This window comes from Variovorax sp. 160MFSha2.1, assembly GCF_048305075.1.
Classification (GTDB): domain Bacteria; phylum Pseudomonadota; class Gammaproteobacteria; order Burkholderiales; family Burkholderiaceae_C; genus Variovorax; species Variovorax guangxiensis.
The window spans coordinates 963,623-987,348 of the sequence record NZ_CP157624.1 but is presented as its reverse complement, the minus strand read 5'-3'; the positions used below and the strand labels follow the sequence as shown (position 1 = coordinate 987,348).

Sequence of the window (23,726 nt, the reverse complement as noted above, 5' to 3'; positions counted from 1 at the left end):
TGCCTCCGGTGGCCGGCGTCACGCAGTCGTGTGCGGGACGTCGGCGTGCTGCACCGCAGTAAGCGAAGCGAGCCTGTGCAGCTTGTCCACCGTGCTCGGCCAGAGGCTCTGGCTGAACTGCTCGCGGAAGAAGCCGAAATGGCCGATGCGGCGCGCCTGCACGTCGGCCGGCGCGATGCGTTCGATGGCGCTCGGCGCGCCGGCATAGAAGCTCAACAGGCTGTTGGTGCCGGCGAGCGTCATGAGCTCGTCGTCGATCATCGACAGCGCGAGCACCGGAAAACGCACGCGGTTGTAGCTGCGCGCGGCGAGTTCGCCCTCGGCGCCGACGCTGTAGCGCGGGTTGAGGCACCAGCGCCGCCACTGCAGGATCACGCCGCGCGGCAGATCGCCCACCTTCCTGAGCTTGCGCCCCGGGAAGTAGCCGAACAGCCGCGTGACCAGCGGCACCAGCACGAACCAGAAGTAGAGGATGGTGCGCTTGAGCTTGGGCGCGTTCTCGCGCCAGTAGCCGCTGCCGGCCGCGATGCTCACGAGGCCGTCGACCTGCTCGGGCCGCTGCAGGAAGCCCGGCAGCTGCGCGCCGAGGCTGTGTCCCAGCAGGTAGAGCGGCGCACCGGGCGCCGCGGCCTTGGCGGCATCGATCACCGCTTCGTAGTCGCGCGCCCAGTCGAACAGGTCGGCATCGACCTCGCGCAGCGGCAGGTTGCCGCGCGAGTCGCCCGAGCCCCGGTAGTCGAAGGTCCAGACGCGCAGGCCCTGCTGCGAGAGCCATTGCGCGAAGGGCTCGTAGAAGGACTGGCGCACGCCCATCGCGCCGCCGATCACCACGCTCGCGCGCGGCGTGCCGGCGGGTTCGTAGCGGCGCACCGCCAGTTGCTGGGCGCCGCCGTCGACCGGAAGCTGCTGCGTAAGCATGAAGCTGTCTCCTTCGTTGTGCCGGCACTCGTCGCGGTGCCTTGCGCGTCGTCTATCAGACGCGTTCAAAGATCCCTGCGGCGCCCTGGCCCATGCCCACGCACATCGTGACCATGCCGTACTTCAGGTTCTCGCGGCGCAGCGCGTGCACCACGGTGGCCGAGCGGATGGCGCCGGTAGCGCCCAGCGGGTGGCCCAGCGCGATCGCGCCGCCCATCGGGTTGACCTTCGACGCATCGAGCCCCAGCGTGTTGATGACGGCCAGCGACTGCGCGGCGAAGGCTTCGTTGAGCTCGAACCAGTCGATGTCTTCGTGCTTCAGGCCGGCATAGCGCAGCGCGGCGGGAATGGCCTCGATGGGGCCGATGCCCATGATGTGCGGCGGCACGCCCTTGCTGGCGAAGCTCACGAAGCGCGCGAGCGGCGTCAGGCCGAACTGCTTCACCGCTTTCTCGCTGGCCAGGATGAGCGCACCGGCGCCGTCCGAGGTCTGCGAGCTGTTGCCGGCCGTCACGGTGCCGCGCGCGGCGAACACGGTGCGCAGCTTGGCCAGGCCTTCGAGGCTGGTGTCGGGGCGCGCACCTTCGTCGAGGTTGACCGTGCGGGTCCTGGCGATGGATTCGCCGGTCTCCAGGTTCAGCGTGCGGTCGGTCACCTCGATGGGCGTGATCTCGTCGGCGAACTTGCCGGCCTGCTGCGCGGCCAGCGCCTTCTGGTGCGAGGCGAGCGCGAACTCGTCCTGCGCCTCGCGGCTCACCTTCCACTGCTGCGCCACCTTCTCGGCCGTGAGGCCCATGCCGTAGGCGATGCCCACGTCGCCTTCGCGTTCGAAGATGGCAGGCGACAGCGAGGGCGAGTTGCCCATCATCGGCACCATGCTCATGCTCTCGACACCCGCCGCGATCATCACGTCGGCCTCGCCCACGCGGATGCGGTCGGCGGCCATCTGCACGGCCGACAGGCCCGATGCGCAGAAGCGGTTGACAGTGATGCCGCCCACGCTGGTCGGCAGGCCGGCCAGCACCGCGCCGATGCGCGCGACGTTCAGGCCCTGCTGCGATTCGGGAATCGCGCAGCCGCAGATGATGTCTTCAATGGCCTTCGGGTCGAGGCTCGGCACCGCCGCGAGGGCTGCCTTGAGCGTGGTGGCCAGCAGATCGTCGGGACGGTAGTTGCGGAAGTAGCCCCGGTGCGACTTGCCGATGGGGGTGCGGGTGGCGGAGACGATGTAGGCGTCTTGTACTTGCTTGCTCATGAAATCTGTCCTTAGTTGCGCACTGGCTTGCCGGTGCTGAGCATCCCCATGATCCGCTCCTGCGTCTTGGGATGCACGATGAGCGAGCAGAACGCCTTGCGCTCCAGCGTCATCAAATATTCCTCGGTCACGAGCGAGCCCGCGTCCACGTCGCCGCCGGTGACCACGTTGGCGATCAGGCTGGCGATGTGGAAGTCGTGCGCGCTGATGAAGCCGCCGTCGCGCATGTTCACGAGCTGGCCCTTGATGGTGGCGGCGCCGCTGCGGCCGGCCACGCGGAAAGTACGGCGCATCGGCGGGCGGTAGCCGGCGTCGGCCATGGCCTTGGCCTGCTGCAGGGCCACATACAGCAGCTCGTCCTTGTTCGGCACGATCACGTCGCCCTCGAGCAGGTAGCCCAGCTTCTTCGAGTCGAGCGCGCCGGTGCCCACCTTCGCCATCGCGGCGGCGGTGAAGCCTTCGGTGAGGAAGGGCAGCAGGTCGGTGCCGGTGGAGGCCGAGGCGTTCTCGGCCGCGCGGCGGGCGATGTAGGTCAGGCCGCCCGCGCCGGGGATCAGGCCCACGCCGACTTCGACCAGGCCGATGTAGCTTTCCATCGCGGCAACGCGTTTGGCCGAGTGGATGGCCAGCTCGCAGCCGCCGCCCAGCGCCATGCCGCGCACGGCCGAGATCACCGGCACGTTGGCGTAGCGGATCTTGAGCATCACGTTCTGCAGCTCTTCTTCCGCGCCCTCGACCGCGCCGATGCCAGCGACCACGAAGGCCGGCAGCATCGCCTGCAGGTCGGCGCCGACCGAGAACACCTCGTCGGGCGACCAGATCACCAGGCCCTTGTACTCGGCCTCGGCCAGGTCGACCGCGGCGCCCAGCGCCTCGGCCACGTCGGGGCTGATGGCGTGCATCTTCGAATGGATGCTGGCGATGAGCACCTCGCCATCGAGCGTCCACACGCGCACGTCGCCTTCGTCGCTGATGGTGGTGCCCGCCGTGCTGGCATCGGCCGCGTTGGCGCCGAGCACGCTCTCGGGGAAGAGCTGGCGCTCATGCACCGGCAGGCGGCGCTGCGGCACGAACTTGTTCTGCGAGGCGCTCCACGAGCCTTCGGGCGTGTGCACGCCGCCGGCCTCGGCCACCGGGCCTTCGAACACCCACCTGGGCAGCGGTGCGCTGCTCAGCGCCTTGCCGGCGTCGATGTCTTCCTGCACCCACTTGGCGACCTGCGCCCAGCCGGCCTCCTGCCAGAGCTCGAAGGGGCCCTGCTTCATGCCGAAGCCCCAGCGCATCGCGAAGTCGATGTCGCGCGCGCTCTCGGCGATGTCGCCCAGGTGCACGGCCGCGTAATGGAAGCCATCGCGCAGGATGGCCCAGAGGAACTGGCCCTGCGGTCCTTCGCTCTCGCGCAGCAGCTTCAGGCGCTCGCCCGCGGGCTTCTTGAGCATGCGGCCGTACACCTCGTCGGCCTTGGCGCCGGCGGGCACGTATTCGCCGCTCTTCAGGTCGAAGCGCAGGATGTCGCGGCCGGCCTTCTTGAAGAAACCGGCCTTGGTCTTCTGGCCCAGGTTGCCCAGCTCGAGCAGCTTGGCGAGCACGGGCGGCGTCGCGAAGTTGGCGTAGAACGGATCGGTCTCGGCGCTCAGGTTGTCCTGCAGCGTCTTCACGACGTGGGCCATCGTGTCGAGCCCCACCACGTCGGCGGTGCGGAAGGTGCCCGAGCTCGCGCGGCCCAGCTTCTTGCCGGTGAGGTCGTCCACCACGTCGGGCGTCAAACCGAACTTCTCGACTTCCTTCAGCGTGGCCAGCATGCCGGCAATGCCGACGCGGTTGGCTATGAAGTTGGGCGTGTCGTGCGCGCGCACCACGCCCTTGCCCAGCGTGCTGGTGACGAAGGCTTCGAGGTCGTCGAGCACCTGCGGCTCGGTGGTGGGCGTGTTGATCAGCTCCACCAGGAACATGTAGCGCGGCGGATTGAAGAAGTGGATGCCGCAGAAGCGCGGCTTCAGCGCCTCGGGCAGCGCCTCGCTGAGCCTGGTGATCGACAGGCCCGAGGTGTTGGAGGCCAGGATCGCGTGCTTGGCGACGTGCGGCGCGATCTTCTTGTACAGATCGAGCTTCCAGTCCATGCGCTCGGCGATGGCCTCGATGACGAGGTCGCACTCGGCGAGCTTGTCGAGGTTGTCGTCGTAGTTGGCCTGCTCGATCAGGCCGGCGTCGGCCACATCGCCGAGCGGCGCGGGCTTGAGCTTCTTGAGGTTGTCAATGGCGCGCGTGACGATGCCGTTCTTCGGGCCTTCCTTGGCCGCCAGGTCGAACAGCACGACAGGCACGCGCACGTTGACGAGGTGGGCCGCGATCTGCGCGCCCATCACGCCGGCGCCGAGCACGGCGACCTTCTTCACTTGAAATCGGGACATGTTGATTGCTATGTGTTGTGGGAAACCGTGCGCCGCTTACTGCACGCGGTTCCAGGTTTGGGTGCGCCAGAACGGGCCGAGATAGCCGCGCACTTCCAGCTTCTTGCCGCCGTCTACAGGCGTGAAGCTCGCGCGGTATTCCTTGCCGTTCTCGGGGTCGAGGATCTTTCCGCCTTCCCAGACGTCCTTGCCCTCGGCCTTCTTGCCGCCGCGGATGATCTCCAGGCCCGCGATGGGCTTGCCCTTGCGGTCGTCGCTGCATTCCTCGCAGACCGCGTCGGGCTTGGTGTCCTTCTTCAGCGACTTCTCGATGCGCCCGAGCAGGGCACCGTTGGCTTCTGCGATGCGGATCTCGGCCTTGACCTCGCCGGTCTTGTCGTCGACGTTGCGCCACAGGCCCACCGGCGTGACGCCCGCGCCTTGCGCCATGGCGGAGGCGGCGGTGACGGTGAACAGGACGGCTGCAAGCGTTGCTTTCATGAGCGGCTCCAGGTTGGGTGTCGGTTGAGGAAGGACTCTCGGCTTCAGGCCAGTGCGGCTTCGGTGTCCATCAGCACCTTGCTGCCGGCGCGCGCGGTGCGCATCAGCGTCGCGGTCTCGGGGAACAGCTTGGCGAAGTAGAAACGCGCGGTCTGCAGCTTGCCGACGTAGAAGGGGTCGGTGTTGCCGGCGGCGATCTCGCGCAGCGCGACCTGCGCCATGCGGGCGAACAGGTAGCCGAACACGAAGTGGCCGGCCACGCGCAGGTAGTCGACGGCGGCGGCGCCCACTTCGTCGGGGTTCTGGAAACCCTTGAAGCCGATCTCGGTCGTGAACTTGGTGAGCTGGTCGCCCAGGCCGGCGATCGGGTTGATGAACTCGGCCATCTTCTCGTTCACGCCCTCTTCCTCCACCAGCTTCGCGACGAGCTTGCCGAACTTCTTGAGCGACGCGCCGTTGTTGCCCAGCACCTTGCGGCCCAGCAGGTCCAGCGACTGGATGGTGTTGGTGCCTTCATAGATCATGTTGATGCGGTTGTCGCGCACGAACTGCTCCATGCCCCATTCCTTGATGAAGCCGTGGCCGCCGAACACCTGCATGCAGGCGTTGGTGGAGATGTGGCCGTTGTCGGTGATGAAGGCCTTGACGATGGGGGTCAGCAGCGCGACCAGTTCGCCGGAGTCCTTGCGCACCTTCTCGTCGGGGTGGTTGTGTTCCTTGTCGAGCAGCAGCGTGCAGAAGATCTGCAGCGCGCGGCCGCCTTCGGCATAGGCCTTGGCCGTGAGCAGCATCTTGCGCACGTCGGGGTGCACGATGATGGGGTCGGCTTCCTTGTCCTTGGCCTTCACGCCCGAGAGCGAACGCATCTGGATGCGGTCCTTGGCGTAGGCCAGCGCGTTCTGGTAGGCCACTTCCGTCAGGCCCAGCGACTGGTTGCCCACGCCCAGGCGGGCGGCGTTCATCATCACGAACATCGCGGCCAGGCCCTTGTTGGGCTCGCCAACCAGGGTGCCGGTGGCGCCCTCGATCACGATCTGCGCGGTGGCGTTGCCGTGGATGCCCATCTTGTGCTCCAGGCCGGCGCAGAAGATCGGGTTGCGCTCGCCCAGCGAGCCGTCGGCCTTGACCTTGAACTTCGGCACCACGAACAGGCTGATGCCCTTGCTGCCCTTGGGCGCGTCGGGAAGGCGTGCCAGCACCAGGTGGATGATGTTGCTGGTCATGTCGTGCTCGCCGGCCGAGATGAAGATCTTGTTGCCGGTGATGCGGTAGGTGCCGTCGGGCTGCGGCTCGGCCTTGGTGCGCAGCAGGCCCAGGTCGGTGCCGCAGTGCGGCTCGGTCAGGCACATGGTGCCGGTCCATTCGCCGCTGGTGAGCTTGGGCAGGTAGGTCTTCTTCTGCTCGTCGGTGCCGTGGGCGGCGAGCGCCTCGTAGGCGCCGTGCGAGAGGCCGGGGTACATGGTCCAGGCCTGGTTGGCGCTGTTGAGCATCTCGAACAGGCACTGGTTCACCACGAAGGGCAGGCCCTGGCCGCCGAAGGCCGGGTCGCACGACAGCGCGGGCCAGCCGCCTTCGACGTACTTGGCGTAGGCGTCCTTGAAGCCCTTGGGGGTCTTCACTTCATGCGTGGTCTTGTCGAGCGTGCAGCCTTCCTCGTCGCCGCTGATGTTGAGCGGGAAGGTCACTTCGGCGGCGAACTTGCCGGCCTCCTCGATCACCGCGTTGATGGTGTCGGCGTCGGTCTCGGCATGGGCCGGAAGCGCCTTGAGCTCCTCGGCGACGTTGAGCACTTCGTGCAGCACGAACTGCATGTCGCGTACGGGGGGGTTGTAGGTAGGCATCCGGAACTCTCCTGGTCGAAGCTAGATAGAAAAAAGAAAAGGGAAAACGGAACGGGCCGCGCGCGGGTCAGCGCACGGTCTTGAGGCGGCGCGATGCGGCTGCGGGTGCGGCGGCCGCTTCGGGCTTGGGCGCGTCGGGCGTGGCGGCGCGCGCGAGGATGTTGTCGAAGCCGACGTTGGCGCGGCCGATGGAGCCGGGCACCTGCAGGAAGCGGGCCTCGTAGTGCAGCGCGAGGATCAGGCCGTGGATCTCGAACGCCAGCTGGCGCTCGTCTGCGTCGGCGCGCAGGTGGCCTTCGCTCTGCGACTGGACGATGGCGCGCAGCACGGCCGCCTGCCAGATGCTGACCGACTCGACCAGCGCATCGCGCACCGGGCCCGGGCGGTCGTCGAATTCGGAGGCGCCGCTGATGTAGATGCAGCCCGAGTCGATCTCGGTCGAGGTGCGCTTCATCCAGTTGGCGAACATGGCGCGCAGGCGCGGCAGGCCGCGCGGCGCCTTCAGTGCGGGGAAGAACACTTCCTGCTCGAAGCGCGCGTGGTATTCGCGCACCACCGAGATCTGGAGCTCCTCGCGCGAGCCGAAGTGGGCGAAGACGCCCGACTTGCTCATCTTGGTGATCTCGGCCACGGCGCCGATCGACAGCCCTTCGAGGCCGATCTGCGCGGCCAGTGCCAGCGCCGCGTCGACGATGACGGCCTTGGTCTGCTGCCCTTTCTGGGCGGCGCGCGCGGGCTTGGCGGGAACGGCGGTTGCGGTCATCGTGGAATTTCCATGCAAAAACGAACGGTCGTTCTATTTTGCAGGCCTTTCCACCCGAGGCCGCGAATTGACCTTCAGTTGTTGAAGGTTAATCGAGGCGGATCGGACCGCCATCGGGTCCGTCCCGCATCTCTCTCATGCTTTCAGGCCGGCTCAGAACTCCTGCGACACCGGCCGCAGCACGACCTCGTTGATGTCCACGTCGGCCGGCTGCTCCACCGCGTAGACCACGGCACGCGCCACCGAATCGGCCGGGATCTGGTTGGCCTCGTAAAAGGCCTTCACGCCGGCGGCGCTCTCGGCGTCGGTGCTGCCGTGCTTGAGCTCCGACTCCACCGCGCCGGGCGACACGATGGTCACGCGCACGCCGCTGTTGCCCACTTCGACGCGCAGGCCCTCGGAAATGGCGCGCACCGCGTGCTTGGTGGCGCTGTAGACGGTGCCGATGGGCGTGAACACCTTCAGCCCGGCAATGGACGCCACGTTGACGATGTGCCCGCTGCCCTGCGCCTGCATGCGCGGCAGCACAGCGGCGATGCCGTAGAGCACGCCCTTGATGTTGACGTCGATGGTGCGGTCCCACTCGTCGACCTTGAGCTTGTGGATGGGCGACAGCGGCATCACGCCCGCGTTGTTGACCAGCACGTCGATGCGGCCAAAGGCGTCGACGGTGGCCTGGGCGAGCTTCTCGAGGTCGGCGCGCTTCGCCACGTCGGTGGCCACGGCGATGGCTTCGCCGCCGGCTTCGCGAATCTCGGCGACGAGCTTTTCGAGCCGGTCGGTGCGGCGCGCCGCCAGCACCACCTTGGCGCCGCGCGCGGCCAGGTGGCGCGCGGTCGACTCGCCGAGCCCGCTGCTCGCGCCGGTGACGATGGCGACCTTGCCCTTGATGTTGTCTTGAACGGATGTCATGGAGAAGTTCCTTTCGGGAGGTGTTGAAGAAGCGTTGAAGAAGTGCATGCAGTGTGGAAAATCCACGCATTCCAGTAAATGAAACTCTGGCGACTTCAGAATTCCCATTCGAGGAACACTCCATGTCCAATCGCCTCGAGGCGCTGCGCGTCTTCTTCACCGCTGCCGACGCCTCCAACTTCCGCGAGGCGGCCGTGCGCCTTTCGGTGTCGCCGCAGGTGGTGACGCGCGCGGTGCGCGAGCTCGAGGAGGAACTGGGCGAGCCGCTCTTCCACCGCAGCACGCGCGGCGTGCAGCTCACCGATTTCGGCCGGCAGCTCGCGCAGCGTGCGCGTGCCGCGGTGGGCGGCGTCGATGCGCTGTTCCACCGCACCGACCGGCGCGCGCTCTCGCAGCACGCGGGCACGGTGCGCGTGACGGCGCCGAACGTTTTCGGCCGCCGGCTGATCCCGCAGGCGCTCGCGCCGATGCTGGCCGCACATCCCGGCCTGGTGCTCGATCTGCGGCTGTCGGAGAGCCATGCCGACGTGGTCGACGAGCAGATCGACGTCGGCGTGCGCGCGGGCCCCATCCGCGATGCGCGCTTCGTCGCCCGCACGGTCGGCAGGATGCGTCTCTACGTGGTGGCGGCGCCCGCGCTCATCGAGCGCACCGGCATTCCGCAGAGCCTCGATGCGTTGCCCGGCTTTCCGCTCACCGCGCTGATGGACCGCAGCTCGGGCCGCCCGTGGTCGTGGTTCTTCAGCAAGGGGCGGCAGGTGCCGGTCGCGGCGCCGGCCTTCGTCACCGACGACGTCGATGCCGAATGCGCGGCCGTGCGCGCGGGCCTGGGCTTCGGCCAGCTCGTGGCCCCGCTGGCCGAGCCCCTGCTGCAATCGGGCGAGCTGGTGGAGGTGCTGGAGGCCGAGGCACCCGAGCCCTGGCCGATCCACGTCTACCGCTCGCAGCGCGCACCGGTGCCGGCGCGCGTGCGGCTGGTGTACGACGAGCTGATCCGCGTGCTGCGCTGAGGCGGCTACCGGCTACTCGTACTTGCGGCCTTCGCGCATCAGCTCGGGCGTGCCGATCACTTCGTTGAGCGCATCGAAGTCCAGCATCTGCGCCCGCCATGGCTGCGTGGTGCGGTGCCGGTGCAGGCTCGCGTAGTAGCCCTGCAGCGTGTGCACCACCGCGCGCGCCGTGCCGCCGGGGAAGATGGCGATGCGAAAGCCGTGGCGCTGCAGCGCATCGGCGTCCTGGATGGGCGTCTTGCCGCCTTCGACCATGTTGGCCAAGAGCGGCACGCGATGCGCGAAGCGGCTGCAGGCGGCGTCCATCTGCTCGGGTGAGCGCAGCGCCTCGATGAACAGGGCGTCCACGCCGCATTCGAGGTACGCATCGGCGCGGTCGAGCGCAGCCTCCAGCCCCTCGACTGCCACCGCGTCGGTGCGCGCGAGGATCAGCGTGTCGCTGGAAGCGCGCGCGTCCAGCGCGGCCTTGAGCTTGCCGACCATCTCGCGCTCGGGCACCACAGCCTTGCCGTCGAGATGCCCGCAGCGCTTGGGAAAGGTCTGGTCCTCGATCTGCACCATCGCCGCGCCTGCGCGCTCGAAGCCGCGCACGGTGCGCTGCGTGTTCAGCGCGTTGCCGAAGCCGGTGTCGGCATCGACGATCACCGGCAGGCCCACCCGCTCGGTGATGCGTGCCAGCGTGTCGGCCACTTCGGTGAAGGTGGTCAGGCCGATGTCGGAGCGGCCCAGCCGGGTGTAGGCGATGGAGGCGCCCGACAGGTAGAGCGCCTCGAAGCCGGCCTGCTCGGCCACCAGCGCGCTCAGCGCGTCGTACACGCCGGGCGCCAGCACGATGTCGTTGCGCGCGAGCCGGGTCTTGAAGTCATGGGTCGTCATGCGGACGCCTCCTTGTGTCCAACGAGTGCGGCGGCGGTGCGCGCCGCGATGTAGCCGCCGGCGACGGCGCTCAGCAGGCCGTTGCCGGAGAGATAGCCCCACACCGCATCCCCCGACACGCCGCCGGCCGCACCACCTGCGGCCAGCAGGTTGGGCAGCGGCGTGCCGTCCTGGCGCAGCACGCGCATGTCGGGCGCGATGTCGAGGCCGCCCTGGGTGTGGAAGAGCGCGCCGGTCACCTTGACGGCGAAGTACGGCGCTTCGAGCCCGCGCGCGAACACGCGGCCATCGGGCGCGGCTGCGTCGCGCATCGCGTCGAGAGTGGCCTGCAGCACAGGGGCCTCGCAGCCGATGCATTCGGCCAGCGCGGCCACCGAGTCGCAGCGGCGCAGCGCGCCGGCGGCCTCGGCCTCGCAGAAATCGGGGAAGCCACGCGCCAGCGCGAGCAGCGGCGTGTCGAACACGTTCCAGGCGATGCCGCCCGGCTGCGCGAGCACGTGCACCGCGGCCTCGGAGTAGCCCTGGGTCTCGTCGTGGAAGCGGCGGCCTTCGCAGTTGAGCTGCACGCCGCCTTCCATCATCACGGCCCAAGACATCAGCGCACCCTGCGGCGTGACCCACGAGCCGTGGCCCTGGTAGCCGCCCAGGTCGCGCAGCCGAGCGCCCAGCGCGGTTCCCCAGAGGATCGCGCTGCCGTCGTTGCCCACGTGCCCGCCGAAGGCGGCCCCGCCCATCTCGGGCAGCAGCGTGCGAACCATCTGCGGGTTGCCGCCGAAGCCGTTGCATGCCAGCAGCAGCGCGTCGCAGCCCAGCGTCTCGCGCCGGCCGTCGGGGCGCAGGTAGTCGATGCCGATCACGCGGTCTTGATCGTCGAGCACCAGCGTGTCGACCACGGCCTGCGTCAGCACGGGGATGCCCGCCGCCTCCACTGCCGCCAGCAGCGCCGCCATGAGCGCGGCGCCGGTCTTCTGCGGCAGCGAATGCATGCGGTGCACGCTGTGCCCGGGATAGAGAAAGCCGTCGAGCAGCATCCACTCGAGGCCGTGGCGCGCCTGAAGCGCATCGAGCGCGGGGCCGATGGCGCCGGCATACGCCTCGACCAGCGCAGGCGCAGCGCGGCCGTGCGCCTTGGCCTGGATGTCGGCCGCGAAGCGCCCGGCGCTGTCGCCGGCCACTCCGTGCTCGCGCTGCGTGCGCGTGCCAGGTGCGGGAATGAAGCCCGACGAGAGCGCGGTCGATCCGCTCGGCAGCGCATCGCGCTCCAGCACCACGCAGTCCACGCCCGCGTCGGCCAGCATCAGCGCTGCAGTGAGCCCGCAGGCTCCGCCGCCGACGATGGCCACCGGCACGTGCACATCTACTTGCACTTGTGCGGCACGCCGGAGCTTTCTTTCGGGACCGCTCATGCCAGCGACGCGATGAAAGCTGCGCAGTCCGTCACTTCGGCCACGTTGCGCATGTCGGCCAGCGAGGTGTTGTGGCGCTCCTCGCCGAAGGCCGCGCATCCGTCGCCGAGCACCAGGGTGCGGTAGTCGCGCATGTGCGCATCGCGCACCGTGCTGGCCACGCCGCCGTTGGTGACGATGCCGCACACGGCCACGGTGTCGATGCCCGCGCGGCGCAGCACCCAGTCGAGCTGGGTGTTGAAGAAGGCCGAGTACGCCACCTTGCTCACGGTGACGTCGACAAGGCCCGCCAGTGCATCGACGTTGGCCTGGCCCCAGCTGCCGGGCGCGAAGTCGCCCCTGGCCAGGTACGGACGCAGCGCCTTCAGGTGCGGCGAGATCATCGGCTCGCCCTTCGCGTCGGGCCACAGCGTGAACTGGCTCGCCACGACCAGTCCGCCGCCCGCCTTCAGCGCGCGCGCGACGACGGCCACGCGTTCCGGCAGCAGCAGCGCGGGCGGGTTGGCGTCGCCGCCACGCGCGTAGGAGCCATTCGGATGGAGAAAGTCGTTCTGCAGGTCGACGACGACCAGCGCCGTCTTCGACGGTTGGATCTTCGCGCCGGCGCTCATGACGGCCTCACCAGCAGGTTGCCGTATGCGTCGACCTCGGCATGGAAGCCGGGCTCCAGCCACACGGTGGTGTCGGCCTGCTCGAGGATGGCCGGCCCGTCGATGCGTGCGGCCACGGGCAGTTCGAGCCGCGCGTAGCGCAGCGCGTCGTGCCACTGCCCCCGGTGGAACACGCGCTGCGTGCCCAGCGGCGCGGTGCTGCCCTCGCCTTCGGGCGCCAGCACCTTCAGGTCGAACTTGGGGCGCACGCCGATGCGCGCATAGCGCAGGTTCATCACGCGGATCGCGATGCCGTCGAGCACGCGGCCGAAGGCTGCGGTGTAGGCGGCCTCGAACGCCGAGCGGATCGACGCGGCCGTGATCGGCACCTCGCCCGCATCGGCCAGAACCACCGGCAGCGTGTGCGTCTGGCCGGCGTAGAGCATGTCGAGCGCGACCACCTCACGCACCTCGTCGAAGCGCACGCCCGACGAATCGAGCCGCTGCTGGCAGCTGGCGGCCAGCTCGTCGATGCGCTGGCGAAGGTCGGCCACGTCCAGATCGGCCAGCGCCTTGTTGATGGTCTGCACCGCGTCGTGGCGCATGTCCGCGATCACGCAGCCCAGCGCCGAGGTCACGCCGGGGTAGCGCGGCACGATGCCGGTGGCCACGCCCACCTCGCGCATCATCGCGCACACGTGCAGCGCGCCGCCGCCGCCGAAGGGCATGTACGCGAAGCGGCGCGGATCGTGCCCGCGCTCGATCGACACCAGGCGGATCGCGCCGGCCATGCGCGCATTGGCCACGGTGAGGATGGCTTCGGCGGCCGCATGCACGTCGAGCCCCAGCGGACGCGCGACGTGTTCCTCGATGGCCTGGTGCGACTTCTGCGCGTCCAGCGCCGCCAGCAGGCCGCCGCCCAGCGGACGGTCCGCCGCGATGCGCCCGAGCAGCACGTTCGCATCGGTCACCGTGGGCCGCGTGTTGCCGCGTCCGTAGCAGGCGGGCCCCGGCACGCTGCCCGCCGACTCGGGACCGACCTGCAGCATGCCGCTCGCGTCCACCGACGCGATGGAGCCGCCGCCAGCGCCTATGGTCTCGATCTGAATCATCGGCGAGCGGATCACCATGCCGAACTCGATGGCGGTCTGCGCGGCCAGCGCGGCCTCGCCGTTGGCCACCAGAGAGACGTCGAAGGAAGTGCCCCCCATATCCCCGGTGATCGCGTTCGGGAAACCCGCCGCGCGCGCGATGGCCGCGCAGGCGATGACGCCGGCCGCCGGCCCCGACAGCGCGGTGCGCACCGGCAGGTCGCTCGCGGTCTGGCGCGACATCACGCCGCCGTTGCTCTGCACCACGAGCAGTTCGCCGCCGAAGCCCTGGGCGCGCAAATCGCCTTCGAGCCGGCCGAGGTAGCTGCCCACCACCGGCTGCAGCGCGGCATTGAGCGTGGCGGTGGAGCAGCGCTCGAACTCGCGGATCTCGGGCAGCACCTCGCTGGCCGAGGTCACGTGCGGGTTGGGCCACAGCTCGCGCACGGCCGCCACGGCGAGGCGCTCGTTCTCGGCATTGGCGTAGGTGTTGATGAAGAACACACACACGGCCTCGCAGCCAGCCTCCAGCAGCGCGCGTGCCTCGGCGCGCACCTGCTGCAGGTCGACGGGGGTGTGCAGCGTGCCGTCGGCCAGCGTGCGCTCGTCCACCTCGCGGCGCAGGTCGCGCGGCACGACCGGCAGGAAGCTTCCGCGCAGGCCCCAGGTCCGGGGCCGGTCGCGGCGGCGCATCTCGAGCACGTCGCGGAAGCCCCGCGTGGTGATGATGCCGGTGCGCGCCACCTTGCGTTCGAGCAGCGCATTGGTGCCCACCGTGGTGCCGTGCACGATGGTGGCGATGGCGCCGGCCGAGTCCGCCACGCGCGCGACACCATTCATGAAGCCGCGCGCCTCCTCGCCGCGCGTGGAAGGCACCTTGACGATGCGCGCGCTGCCGTTGGCTTCGTCCAGCACGAAGAGATCGGTGAAGGTGCCGCCGACGTCGACGCCGACGACGAGGGAATTGCCAGGAGAGGTCATTCGGATGCTTTCTTCGTCTTGTCGCTGCTCACATAGCCCATGGCCGCGTCGGCCTCGCGCTGCGCAGGGGTCCGCTCGGCCGCGGGGCCCCAGCCGCCGCCGCCGGGGGTTTCGAGGCGCACGCGCTCGCCGCGCGCCAGCGCGATGCCGCGCATCTTCGACACCATGGGGGGCGTGTGCCATTGGCCGGCGTTCTCGTAGCGGAACACGTTGAGCGCGCCCGCCCCTCCGCCCGCGATGCCCTTGGGCGGCGAGGTGCCGCGCTCGCCGAAGACGAACACCTCGGCGTCCTTCTCGAGCAGCTCGATCTCGTACACGGCTCCCAGTCCGCCGCGATGCCGGCCGTCGCCGCCGGAGTCGGGGCGAAGCGACCATTCGGTGAAGCGCACCGGGTACGCGGCCTCGAGGATCTCCAGCGGCGGGATCGTCGCGGTCGAGATGGGCGCGTTGCCGTGCGCGAGGCCGTCGCCGTCGGAGTGGCCGCCGTGCCCGCCGCCGAAGAAGCTGAACATCACCCAGCGCTGGCCTTCGCGGCCCTTGTCGCTGCGGTGGCCCGCGATCGACAGCGCGTTGATGGTGCCGTAGGCCTGGGCCACGGCGCGCGCGGGGTCGGCCTGCGCGGCGGCGCTGAAGATCACGTCGATCATGCGCAGGATGGTCTCGGTGTAGCCACCCACCGGGCGCGGGCGCTCGGCGCTGATCACCAGCCGCGCGGGAATGACGAAGTCCACCGCGTCGAGCACGCCGGCATTGGCCGGCACGTCGGGGAACAGGTGCTTGAGCGCCACGTAGCAGGCGGCCACCGCGGTGGCGCGCGAGATGTTCACCGGGCCCGCGCATTGCGCCGAGGTGCGGGAGAAGTCCAGCGTGAGCCGGTCGCCGGCCACCGTCATGTCGAGCGCGATGGTCAGCGGCTCGTTGACGATGCCGTCGTTGTCCAGCACGTCCTCGACGCTGTAGCGTCCGTCGGGCAGCGAGGCGATGTGCGAGCGCATCAGGCGCAGCGCGCGGCCGCGCAGCTCGCCCAGCGCATGGAGCACCAGCGCGTCGCCGTATTCGTCGAGCAGGCCGTCCAGCCGCTTCGCGCCCAGTTCCAGCGCGGCGAGCTGGCCGTTCAGGTCGCCCCAGAGGCTGTCGGGCAGGCGGGTGTTGGCCTGCAGGATGGCCAGCACGTCGCCGTCGAGCACGCCGTTGCGCACGATGCGCACCGGCGGGATCTGCACCGCCTCCTGCCAGCACTCGGTGGCCGCGGGGTTGTAGTTGCCCGGCACCGCGCCGCCCACGTCGTGCCAGTGCGCGGCGGAGGCCATGTGGCAGTACAGCTTGCCGTTGCGGAAGAAGGGCTTCACCAGCTTGAAGTCGTTGGCGTGCGTGCCGCCGTCGTAGGCGTCGTTGCTGATCCAGATGTCGCCGTCCTTCATGCCGCCGCGCGGCTCGGCCGCCTTGACCGTGGCGCGCACGGCAAAGGCCATGGCGCCCACGAAGACCGGCAGGCCCGACTTGCCCTGCACCAGCGTGTCGCCGGTGGCGGCGTCGTACAGGCCGTGGCAGGCGTCGTGCGCCTCGGCAATGATGGGATTGAACGCGCTGCGGTAGAGCGTGGCGTCCATCTCGTCGGCCACCTGCTCGAGGCGGCCGCGCAGCACGGCGAGCGTGACGGGGTCGATGGTTGTGGTGGAGGAAGTCTCAGGCATCGATGGCTTTCTTCGAGGCGGGGCGGCCAGTACGCTGGCGCAGCTGGTTCAGCAGTCCGCCGGCGCGGACCATGTCCATGAGGAACCCGGGCACCGGTTCGCAGGCCAGCGGCCTGCCGTCAGGTCCGATGACTCCGGGCAGCGTGGCGTCGAGCGCTATACGGTCGCCCTCGGCCAGGGTCTCGGCCTGCGCGCAGGTCAGCAGCAGCAGGCCCACGTTGAAGGCGTTGCGGAAGTACAGGCCGCTGTACGAAGGCGCGATCACCGCGCTCACGCCCAGGTGGACGAGCACCGCGGCGGCCTGCTCCCGCGAGGAGCCGATGCCGAAGTTGGGGCCGGCCACGATCACGTCGCCGCGCTGCACGCCGGCGGCGAAATCGGGGCGCACGGCCTCGAGGCAGTGCCTGGCGATGATGTCGATGCCGTGCTTCATGGCGTGGCCCGGCGCGAGCAGGTCAGTGTCGATGTCGGCACCGAGCCGCCAGACGCGGTGGGTGGCGTGCGTGGCTTCCGTGGTGTGCGTGGTGTTTGGGGCGCTCATGCCAGCACCTCGCGCGGATCGGTCACGCGGCCGCGCAGCGCAGCTGCCGCCACGGTGTAGGGCGAGCCCAGGTACACCTGCGCGGTGGGCGAGCCCATGCGGCCCTTGAAGTTGCGCGCCGTGGTCGAGATGACGGTGATGTCGTCGCCCATCGGGTCGCCGTAGCCCGAGCAGGCTCCGCAGGCGGTCGGGAAGAGTTCAGCGCCTGCATCCGTCAGCGCCTGCAGCACGCCCTCGTCGCGCGCGCGCTCCTGGTCCTGGATGCTCGCAGGCGCGACGATCAGCCGGATGCCTGCCGCCACCTTGTGCCCGCGCAGCACCTGCGCCGCCGCCCGCAGGTCGTCGAGCTTGGCGCCGGTGCATGCGCCGATGTAGGCCACGTCGACCGGCGTGCCGGCGTAGTGGCTCACCCCGCGCGAGTTGGCGGGGCTGTGCGGCGCGGCCACGTGCGGCTCGAGCGCGGCCGCGTCGAAGCGGTAGCGCGTGAGCTCGGCGCCGTCGTCGGTGAACCACGCCGACGTGTCGGCCGGCGGCGCGCCGGCCTCGGCGAGGAAGGCGGCGGTGGTGTCGTCCGGCGCGATCAGGCCGGCCTGCGCGCCGAGCTCCGCGCTCATGTTCGACAGCGTCATACGCTCCTGCATCGACAGCGCAGCCACCGCGGGCCCGGCGAACTCCACCGCCTGGTAGCGCCCGCCGTTCATGCCGAAGCGGCCGATCATGTGCAGCATCATGTCCTTGGCGGTGACGCCTGCGGGCAGCGCGCCGTCCCACCACATCTGGAGGGTCTCGGGCACGCGCAGCCAGATCTCGCCGGTGACCACCACGCCCAGCATCTCGGTGCTGCCCACGCCGAACATGTAGGCGCCGAAGGCACCGCCCGTGGGCGAGTGCGAGTCGCCCCCCACGCACAGCATGCCGGGGCGGATGTGCCCGTGCTGCGGCACCACCACGTGGCAGATGCCCTGGCTGTCGTACACGTGCGGCAGCGCCTGGTCGCGCGCCCATTCGCGTGCGATGCGCACGATGCGGCGCGAGTCGTCGTCGCGCTCGGGCACGTAGTGGTCCATTACCAGCACGATGCGCGAGGGGTCCCAGATCTGCGCACCCAGTTCCTCGAGCATGGGCTTGAGCCGGCGCGGACCCGAGGAGTCGTGGAACATGGCCAGGTCGACGCCGCAGGTCACGATCTCGCCCACCGCCACGTGCTCGCGGCCGCTGGCGCGCGCGATGAGCTTCTGCGCGAGCGTCTGCGGCCGGGCTTGCCCGGCCCGGGTTGCGGCCACCTGTGCGCGGGTTGCTGCGGGCGTGCTCATTCGGGCTTGGCTCCGGAGAACTTCACCACCTTGGCCCAGCGCGGGATCTCGCTCTGCACGAAGGCCGTGAACTGCTCGGGCGAGTTGCCGACCGGTATGGCGCCCTCGGTGTCCAGGCGCTTGAGCATGTCGGGCTGCTGCAGCGCATGGCGAGCCGCATCGCTGAGCTTGCGCGCCACGTCCGCCGGCAGGCGCGCCGGTCCGAACAGGCCGAACCATGCGCTCGATTCGTAGCCCGGCAGGGCCTCGGCGATGGCCGGCACGTCGGGGAACGCGGGCAGTCGTTTGGCCGTGGTGACGCCCAGCGCCTTGAGCTTGCCGGCCTGGATGTGCGCCTTGACATTGCCCACGGCCGCGAACATCAGCTGCACCTGGCCGGCCAGCAGGTCCTGCACCGCGGGCGCGGTTCCCTTGTACGGGATGTTCACGATGTCCACGCCCGACTGCATCTTGAAGGCCTCGCCCGCCATGTGCAGCGACGAGCCCACCGCGCCGATCGCGAAGTTGAGCTGGCCCGGCCTGGCCTTGGCGAGCGCGACGAGTTCCTTCACGTCCTTCGCCGGCAGCGAAGGGTTGGCCACCAGGATCGACGGCGAGGTCGCGACGCAGGTGAGCGCGGTGAAGTCCTTCACCGGATCGAAGGGCAGCGACGGATACAGCGTGGCGTTGATGGCATGGCTGGTGAAGCTCATCAGCAGCGTGTTGCCATCGGGTGCGGCCTTGGCGACGGCGTCGGCGGCGATGTTGCCGCCGGCGCCGGGCTTGTTCTCGACGATCACGGTGCGGCCCAGCGCGGGGCCCATGCTGACGGCGAGCGAGCGGGCCAGCGTATCGGTCGAGCCGCCCGCCGGCGCGCCGACGAGGATGCGCACCGGCGCATTGCCGAGCTGCGCCCGGGCAGCGGCGGCGAAGGCCAGCGCGGCGGGTGCGATGAGGATGTCGCGGCGATGGATCATGGGGTTTCCTTGTTGTCTCGTTGTTCTTCGGCGCTTCACAGGCCCAGGTAGGCGCGCCGCAGTTCGTCGCTTTGCAGCAGCTCGTCGGGCTTGCCCGAGAAGCGCACGCTGCCGTTCTCCAGCACGTAGGCGCGGTCTGCGATCTCCAGCGACTGGCCCACGTTCTGCTCGACCAGCAGCACTGCGAGGCCGCCGTCGCGCAACTCGCGGATCAGCGTGAACATCTCCTCCACCAGCAGCGGCGAGAGGCCGAGCGAAGGCTCGTCGAGGATCAGCAGCACCGGCTCGGCCATGAGCCCGCGCGCGATGGCCAGCATCTGCTGCTCGCCGCCGCTCATGGTGCCGGCGTGCTGGTCGATGCGCTCGCGCAGGCGCGGGAAGATGTGGAACATCTTCTCGAGGTTGGCCGCACGCCGCTCGCGGGCGCGGGTGAAGGAGCCGAGTTCGAGGTTCTCGAGCACGCTGAGGTTGGGGAACACCTTGCGTCCCTCGGGCACCTGGATGAGGCCGGCCTTCACTACCTCGCGGTAGTGCGCGCCCGTGAGGTCCCGCCCGTCGAAGCGCACGCTGCCGGCCCAGGTGGGCACGAGGCCGCAGACCATCTTGTTGAGCGTGGACTTGCCCGCGCCGTTGCTGCCGAGCAGCGCGACCATCTCGCCGGCATTCACCTGCAGGTCGACGCCGCGCAGCACTTCCACGCGGCCGTAGCCGCCGCGCAATCCGCGGATTTCGAGCAAGGGGTTCATGCGCCCGCTCCCGCGGCGGCCTTGCGCAGGCGCGCCGCCGTGCCGTGGCCCAGGTACGCCTCGACCACGCGCTCGTCGGAGGTCACCTGCGCCGGGTTGCCCTCGGCGATCAGCCGGCCCTGCGCCAGCACCCACACGTGCTCGGCCAGGTTCATCACGGCCTGCATGACGTGTTCGATCATCAGCACGGTCACGCCGCTGTCGGCGATGCCGCGAACCACCGGCATCATCTCGGCGATCTCCTGGGGGTTGAGGCCTGCGAGCACTTCGTCGAGCAGCAACAGGCGGGGCCGCGTGGCGAGCGCGCGGGCGAGTTCGAGCCGCTTGCGGCCGGCCACGGTGAGGTCGGAGGCCGGCTTGTCGAGCTGCGGCGCCAGGCCCACGCGCAGCGCCACCGCCTCGGCGCTGGCCAGCGCCTGGGCGCGGCTGCGCTCGTGCAGGTGCGCGCCCACGGCGATGTTCTCGCGCACGGTCTGCGCGGCGAAGGGCTTCACGATCTGGAAGGTGCGCGTCATGCCGAGCACGGCGTTGCGGTGCGGCTCGCGGCCGGTGATGTCGTGGCCCGCGAAGCGCACGGTGCCGGTATCGGGCTTGAGGAAGCCCGACATCAGCGCGAACAGCGTCGTCTTGCCCGCGCCGTTGGGGCCGATCAGCGCCGTGAGGCTGCCTTCCTTCACCGCCAGGCTCACGCCCTGCACGGCCTTCAGGCCGCCGAAGGAGCGCGAGATGTTGTCGAGTTTCAACAGGGGCTCATTCATCGCGGCCTCCCTTCGCCTTCCACAGCTGCCGCACCGACAGCCCCAGGCCCGCCACGCCGCGCGGCAGGAAGATCACGATGAGCACCAGCACCGTGCCGTAGATGACCATATTGATGCCCGGCAGCTCGCCGAACAGGTTGCGCGTGAAGTCCGACAGCAGGTGCAGCACCACCGCGCCCAGCACCGGCCCCCACAGCGTGCCCATGCCGCCCACGATGGCGGCGACCAGCGCCTCCACCGAGGTGACCGAGCCGTAGGCGATGCCCGCGTCGATGTACTGGAACACCTGCACGTAGAAGGCGCCGGCCGCGCCCATGAAGGCTGCCGACAGGCCGATGGCCGCGAGCTTGACGCGGAACGGGTTCACGCCCACGGCGCGTGCGGCGTCCTCGTTGTCGCGCACGGCCTGCAGGTAGGCGCCGAAGCGGCCGTTGCGCAGCCACCAGGTCACCAGCAGCGCCACGACCACCATCGCCAGCACCACCCACATGTAGCCGGCACGCGAGGCGAACTGCATGTTCGCCACCGATTCGCGCAGCGGCACCATCAGGCCCACGCCGCCGCCGGTGAACGAGACCGAGGTCGCGAGGATGCGGAACACCTCCGCGAAGGCCAGCGTGACGAGCGCGAAGTACGAGCCCTTCAGGCCGTAGCGGAAGGTCAGCGCGCCGACGAACAGGCCCACCAGCGCGCTGCCCGCGATGGCCAGCGGCAGCGCGACCCACGCGTTGATGCCGCCCTGCAGCTGCGCGATGGCCTGGATGTACGCGCCCGTACCGAAGAACAGCGCATGCCCGAACGAGAACTGCCCGCCGAAGCCGCCGAGAATGTTCCAGGCCTGCGCGATCAGCGTGGCGTACAGCGCCATCATCACGAAGTTGAGCATCACGCCAGACTGGGTGAAGAACGGCACGCAGCCGACGACGGCCGCGAAGAGCACGATGCCCGCAAGTTGCTTCACGCCCGCGCTCATGCCTTGGCTCCGAACATGCCCTGCGGGCGGAACAGCACGACGCCGATGAAGATCGCGAAGATCCCGATCTGCCCGAGCGATTCGCCCAGGTAGAGCCCGCCGAGCGACTCGACCACGCCGATCAGGAAGCCGCCGACGAGCGCGCCCACAAAGCTGCCCATGCCGCCCAGCACCACGATGGTGAAGGCCACGAGCACGAAGCCGCTGCCCACCTGCGGGTTGACGTAGTACGCAGGCAGCAGGAAGCAGGCCGCGGCACCCAGGCATGCGAGGCCGATGCCGAAGCTCATCGCGTAGACGTGGTCGACGTCGATCCCCATGAGCTTGGCGCCCTCCTCCTCCTTGGCCACCGCGCGGATGGCGCGGCCCAGATCGGTGCGGCCCATGATCCAGAACAGGATGCCCGACACCGCCAGAGCACCGGCGAAGGCGACCAGCTTGGGCACGGCGATCATCGCGGGCCCGATGGCCACGGTGCTCAGCGAGTAGGCGGTGTCGATGCTGCGCGTGTCCGACTTGAAGAACAGCAGCGCCAGGTTCTCCATCACGATGGCGATGCCGAGCGTGGCCAGCAGGATGTTCTCGTCCTTGCCATGGCCCGCACGGTTGATGACCACGCGCTGCAGCGCATAGCCGAGCGCGAACATGCCAGCAACGGCGATGGGCAGCGCCAGGTAGGGATCGATGCCCCAGCGCTCCTTGAGGAAGTACACCGCGTAGAGCGCCAGCATCAGGCTCGCGCCGTGGGCGAAGTTGATGATGTGCAGCACGCCGTAGATCAGCGTGAGCCCCACCGCGATCAGCGCGTACACGGCGCCGGTCGTGAGTCCGTTCAGGACCGACGGGAAGAGGATGGTGATGTCTGGCATTGGCTGTCGGGGGCTGGGCCGCTTTCCTGGCTGTGCGTCTTGCGTGGGCGTGCCGCTTCACCGGACTCCGTGCATGCCCGGAATCCGTCGAAGCGCTTCATGGGTGGTGCCTCTTCTCGGCCCGGCTTCAGGCCTTCAGCGGGAAGACCGGCTCGACCTCGCGGTAGTCGCGCGGGATGATGACCTTGATGTCGTTCTTCACCACCTGCGTCATGAGCGGCTGCGCGCCTTCGTTCTGGCCGTTGACGAATCGCGTGGGGCCGTACGGCATGATGTGGTTGGAGAAGGTGCTCTTCTCCAGCGCGTCGATGATGGCCGCGCGCTCGGCGGACTTCGCGCGCTCGATGGCATCGGCCAGCAGCCACATCGCGGTGTAGGTCATGAACACCTCGTAGCTGAAGAACTGGCCCTTGGCCTCCACGCGCTTGCGCAGCTCCTGCGAGCGCTTGTCCTTCGGATTGAACCAGTGGTTGCAGTCGATGATGCCGTTGGCAGCGTCCGGAAACTCCTTCACGAACTTGTAGCTCGACGCGGCGCCGCCCAGCACCGAGAAGATCGCCTTGGGCACCACCTTCTGCTGCTGCATGGTGCGCACCAGCAGCGCATATTCGTTGTAGTAGTTGGCGGGAATCACGATGTCGGGGTTGACCGACTTCATGCGCAGCACGATGTTGTTGAAGTCGCGCGTGGGGTTGGCGTGCTTCACCACCTCCTTCACCTCGAAGCCGTAGCCCGGCAGCTCGCGCGAGAGCAGCTGCGCGGTGCCGGCGCCGAACAGCGACTCCTCGTGGATGATCATCACCGTCTTGGCGGGGCTGCCGGCGGCCTTGTTGAGCACCAGCAGGTTGGCCATGGCCACCTCGGTCGACTTCTTGTACCCGGGCCCGAAGCGGAAGGTGTTCTTCAGCCCGCGCTCGACGATCTGGTCGGCCACGCCCACGTCGACCACGTGCGGCAGGTTGTACTTGGCCGCGGCCTGCGTGGTGGCCAGGCAGATGGCGGAAGCGAAGGCGCCCACGATGGCCGACACGCCGGCCTCGTTCATCTTCTCGACCTCGGCGGCGCCGGCCTGCGGCTGCGACTGCGCGTCGCCCAGCAGGGCCTCGAGCTTCGCGCCGCCGAGCGACTTGATGCCGCCTCCGGCGTTGATGTCCTCGATGGCCATGAGCGCGCCCAGGCGGCACTGCTGGCCCGAATAGGCCAGCGCCCCGGTGACCGGGTGCAGCACGCCCACCTTGACGGTCTTGGGCTGTGCGCCAGCCACGAGCGGGAAGGCGACGGCGGTGGCCAGCGCGGCCGAGCGGGACACGAAACTGCGGCGGTTCTGCATGGGGCTTTCCTT

21 protein-coding genes are annotated in these 23,726 nt (G+C 69.5%); 1 reads left to right on the top strand and 20 read right to left on the bottom strand.

The annotated features are described in order from the left end of the window. Window positions 1-18: 18 nt before the first annotated feature. The 7 genes from ABL838_RS04215 to ABL838_RS04185 all read right to left on the bottom strand — a co-directional run bounded on the left by ABL838_RS04215 (window position 19) and on the right by ABL838_RS04185 (window position 8,580). The gene (locus tag ABL838_RS04215; protein WP_418124335.1) at window positions 19-918 is read right to left on the bottom strand and encodes an alpha/beta fold hydrolase; all 900 of its coding nucleotides are present in this window, start codon (window positions 916-918) and stop codon (window positions 19-21) included. A gap of 55 nt (window positions 919-973) precedes the next feature. Then, window positions 974-2,173, bottom strand: a complete 1,200-nt coding sequence (locus ABL838_RS04210) for an acetyl-CoA C-acyltransferase (protein WP_418124333.1) — start codon at window positions 2,171-2,173, stop codon at window positions 974-976. A gap of 11 nt (window positions 2,174-2,184) precedes the next feature. After that, entirely contained in the window at window positions 2,185-4,584 is a 2,400-nt protein-coding gene (locus ABL838_RS04205; RefSeq protein WP_418124331.1) for a 3-hydroxyacyl-CoA dehydrogenase/enoyl-CoA hydratase family protein, read from the bottom strand. Between the two features lie 36 nt (window positions 4,585-4,620). After that, entirely contained in the window at window positions 4,621-5,064 is a 444-nt protein-coding gene (locus ABL838_RS04200) for a DUF2147 domain-containing protein (protein ID WP_126021538.1), read from the bottom strand. 44 nt (window positions 5,065-5,108) lie between these two features. Next, the gene (locus tag ABL838_RS04195; protein ID WP_184634518.1) at window positions 5,109-6,905 is read right to left on the bottom strand and encodes an acyl-CoA dehydrogenase C-terminal domain-containing protein; all 1,797 of its coding nucleotides are present in this window, start codon (window positions 6,903-6,905) and stop codon (window positions 5,109-5,111) included. A gap of 67 nt (window positions 6,906-6,972) precedes the next feature. Beyond that, window positions 6,973-7,668 carry a TetR/AcrR family transcriptional regulator gene (locus ABL838_RS04190; protein WP_184634516.1) on the bottom strand — a complete coding sequence of 232 codons (696 nt, stop codon included), beginning with the start codon at window positions 7,666-7,668 and terminating at the stop codon, window positions 6,973-6,975. Window positions 7,669-7,821: 153 nt separating this feature from the next. Then, window positions 7,822-8,580, bottom strand: coding sequence for an SDR family oxidoreductase (locus ABL838_RS04185; protein WP_418119089.1), 759 nt, complete (start codon window positions 8,578-8,580; stop codon window positions 7,822-7,824). Between the two features lie 122 nt (window positions 8,581-8,702). Here ABL838_RS04185 and ABL838_RS04180 point away from each other — a divergent pair, with 122 nt between their 5' ends. After that, entirely contained in the window at window positions 8,703-9,590 is an 888-nt protein-coding gene (locus ABL838_RS04180) for a LysR family transcriptional regulator (RefSeq protein ID WP_418124329.1), read from the top strand. A 12-nt stretch (window positions 9,591-9,602) separates the two neighbouring features. On the opposite strand, the gene ABL838_RS04175 is transcribed toward ABL838_RS04180, so the two are convergent. The 13 genes from ABL838_RS04175 to ABL838_RS04115 form a co-directional block, all read right to left on the bottom strand. Continuing rightward, window positions 9,603-10,466, bottom strand: a complete 864-nt coding sequence (locus ABL838_RS04175; RefSeq protein WP_418124327.1) for an isocitrate lyase/PEP mutase family protein — start codon at window positions 10,464-10,466, stop codon at window positions 9,603-9,605. Next, the gene (locus tag ABL838_RS04170; protein ID WP_418124326.1) at window positions 10,463-11,872 is read right to left on the bottom strand and encodes an FAD-dependent oxidoreductase; all 1,410 of its coding nucleotides are present in this window, start codon (window positions 11,870-11,872) and stop codon (window positions 10,463-10,465) included. The genes ABL838_RS04175 and ABL838_RS04170 overlap by 4 nt, the downstream gene beginning before the upstream one ends. Further along, the gene (locus tag ABL838_RS04165; RefSeq protein ID WP_418124324.1) at window positions 11,869-12,483 is read right to left on the bottom strand and encodes a cysteine hydrolase family protein; all 615 of its coding nucleotides are present in this window, start codon (window positions 12,481-12,483) and stop codon (window positions 11,869-11,871) included. The genes ABL838_RS04170 and ABL838_RS04165 overlap by 4 nt, the downstream gene beginning before the upstream one ends. Then, on the bottom strand, window positions 12,480-14,534 hold the full coding sequence (locus ABL838_RS04160) for a hydantoinase/oxoprolinase family protein (RefSeq protein ID WP_418124322.1): 2,055 nt from the start codon (window positions 14,532-14,534) through the stop codon (window positions 12,480-12,482). The genes ABL838_RS04165 and ABL838_RS04160 overlap by 4 nt, the downstream gene beginning before the upstream one ends. After that, window positions 14,531-16,228, bottom strand: coding sequence for a hydantoinase B/oxoprolinase family protein (locus ABL838_RS04155; protein WP_418124321.1), 1,698 nt, complete (start codon window positions 16,226-16,228; stop codon window positions 14,531-14,533). The genes ABL838_RS04160 and ABL838_RS04155 overlap by 4 nt, the downstream gene beginning before the upstream one ends. Beyond that, on the bottom strand, window positions 16,221-16,769 hold the full coding sequence (locus ABL838_RS04150) for a 3-isopropylmalate dehydratase (protein ID WP_418124319.1): 549 nt from the start codon (window positions 16,767-16,769) through the stop codon (window positions 16,221-16,223). The genes ABL838_RS04155 and ABL838_RS04150 overlap by 8 nt, the downstream gene beginning before the upstream one ends. Then, window positions 16,766-18,082, bottom strand: a complete 1,317-nt coding sequence (locus ABL838_RS04145) for a 3-isopropylmalate dehydratase large subunit (RefSeq protein ID WP_418124318.1) — start codon at window positions 18,080-18,082, stop codon at window positions 16,766-16,768. Before ABL838_RS04145 ends, ABL838_RS04150 begins: the two co-directional genes overlap by 4 nt. Further along, window positions 18,079-19,035, bottom strand: a complete 957-nt coding sequence (locus ABL838_RS04140; RefSeq protein ID WP_369662486.1) for a tripartite tricarboxylate transporter substrate binding protein — start codon at window positions 19,033-19,035, stop codon at window positions 18,079-18,081. Before ABL838_RS04140 ends, ABL838_RS04145 begins: the two co-directional genes overlap by 4 nt. A 38-nt stretch (window positions 19,036-19,073) precedes the next feature. Continuing rightward, window positions 19,074-19,784, bottom strand: coding sequence for an ABC transporter ATP-binding protein (locus ABL838_RS04135; RefSeq protein ID WP_418124316.1), 711 nt, complete (start codon window positions 19,782-19,784; stop codon window positions 19,074-19,076). Further along, window positions 19,781-20,542 (bottom strand): ABC transporter ATP-binding protein, encoded by a 762-nt coding sequence (locus ABL838_RS04130; RefSeq protein WP_418124314.1) that lies wholly within the window; start codon window positions 20,540-20,542, stop codon window positions 19,781-19,783. The genes ABL838_RS04135 and ABL838_RS04130 overlap by 4 nt, the downstream gene beginning before the upstream one ends. Next, window positions 20,535-21,515 carry a branched-chain amino acid ABC transporter permease gene (locus ABL838_RS04125; RefSeq protein ID WP_418124312.1) on the bottom strand — a complete coding sequence of 327 codons (981 nt, stop codon included), beginning with the start codon at window positions 21,513-21,515 and terminating at the stop codon, window positions 20,535-20,537. Before ABL838_RS04125 ends, ABL838_RS04130 begins: the two co-directional genes overlap by 8 nt. Continuing rightward, entirely contained in the window at window positions 21,512-22,384 is an 873-nt protein-coding gene (locus tag ABL838_RS04120; RefSeq protein WP_369659702.1) for a branched-chain amino acid ABC transporter permease, read from the bottom strand. Before ABL838_RS04120 ends, ABL838_RS04125 begins: the two co-directional genes overlap by 4 nt. A gap of 127 nt (window positions 22,385-22,511) precedes the next feature. Further along, window positions 22,512-23,714: an ABC transporter substrate-binding protein gene (locus ABL838_RS04115; protein ID WP_369659703.1), complete on the bottom strand. Its 1,203-nt coding sequence runs from the start codon at window positions 23,712-23,714 to the stop codon at window positions 22,512-22,514. Window positions 23,715-23,726 lie beyond the last annotated feature (12 nt).

Coding starts and splice junctions, on each gene's coding strand:
- ABL838_RS04215 (WP_418124335.1), bottom strand. CDS start 918: ATGCTTACGCAGCAGCTTCCGGTCGACGGCGGCGCCCAGCAACTGGCG.
- ABL838_RS04170 (WP_418124326.1), bottom strand. CDS start 11,872: ATGAGCGGTCCCGAAAGAAAGCTCCGGCGTGCCGCACAAGTGCAAGTA.
- ABL838_RS04180 (WP_418124329.1), top strand. CDS start 8,703: ATGTCCAATCGCCTCGAGGCGCTGCGCGTCTTCTTCACCGCTGCCGAC.
- ABL838_RS04150 (WP_418124319.1), bottom strand. CDS start 16,769: ATGAGCGCCCCAAACACCACGCACACCACGGAAGCCACGCACGCCACC.
- ABL838_RS04190 (WP_184634516.1), bottom strand. CDS start 7,668: ATGACCGCAACCGCCGTTCCCGCCAAGCCCGCGCGCGCCGCCCAGAAA.
- ABL838_RS04160 (WP_418124322.1), bottom strand. CDS start 14,534: ATGACCTCTCCTGGCAATTCCCTCGTCGTCGGCGTCGACGTCGGCGGC.
- ABL838_RS04125 (WP_418124312.1), bottom strand. CDS start 21,515: ATGAGCGCGGGCGTGAAGCAACTTGCGGGCATCGTGCTCTTCGCGGCC.
- ABL838_RS04200 (WP_126021538.1), bottom strand. CDS start 5,064: ATGAAAGCAACGCTTGCAGCCGTCCTGTTCACCGTCACCGCCGCCTCC.
- ABL838_RS04185 (WP_418119089.1), bottom strand. CDS start 8,580: ATGACATCCGTTCAAGACAACATCAAGGGCAAGGTCGCCATCGTCACC.
- ABL838_RS04210 (WP_418124333.1), bottom strand. CDS start 2,173: ATGAGCAAGCAAGTACAAGACGCCTACATCGTCTCCGCCACCCGCACC.
- ABL838_RS04115 (WP_369659703.1), bottom strand. CDS start 23,714: ATGCAGAACCGCCGCAGTTTCGTGTCCCGCTCGGCCGCGCTGGCCACC.
- ABL838_RS04205 (WP_418124331.1), bottom strand. CDS start 4,584: ATGTCCCGATTTCAAGTGAAGAAGGTCGCCGTGCTCGGCGCCGGCGTG.
- ABL838_RS04175 (WP_418124327.1), bottom strand. CDS start 10,466: ATGACGACCCATGACTTCAAGACCCGGCTCGCGCGCAACGACATCGTG.
- ABL838_RS04155 (WP_418124321.1), bottom strand. CDS start 16,228: ATGCCTGAGACTTCCTCCACCACAACCATCGACCCCGTCACGCTCGCC.
- ABL838_RS04130 (WP_418124314.1), bottom strand. CDS start 20,542: ATGAATGAGCCCCTGTTGAAACTCGACAACATCTCGCGCTCCTTCGGC.
- ABL838_RS04165 (WP_418124324.1), bottom strand. CDS start 12,483: ATGAGCGCCGGCGCGAAGATCCAACCGTCGAAGACGGCGCTGGTCGTC.
- ABL838_RS04145 (WP_418124318.1), bottom strand. CDS start 18,082: ATGAGCACGCCCGCAGCAACCCGCGCACAGGTGGCCGCAACCCGGGCC.
- ABL838_RS04195 (WP_184634518.1), bottom strand. CDS start 6,905: ATGCCTACCTACAACCCCCCCGTACGCGACATGCAGTTCGTGCTGCAC.
- ABL838_RS04135 (WP_418124316.1), bottom strand. CDS start 19,784: ATGAACCCCTTGCTCGAAATCCGCGGATTGCGCGGCGGCTACGGCCGC.
- ABL838_RS04120 (WP_369659702.1), bottom strand. CDS start 22,384: ATGCCAGACATCACCATCCTCTTCCCGTCGGTCCTGAACGGACTCACG.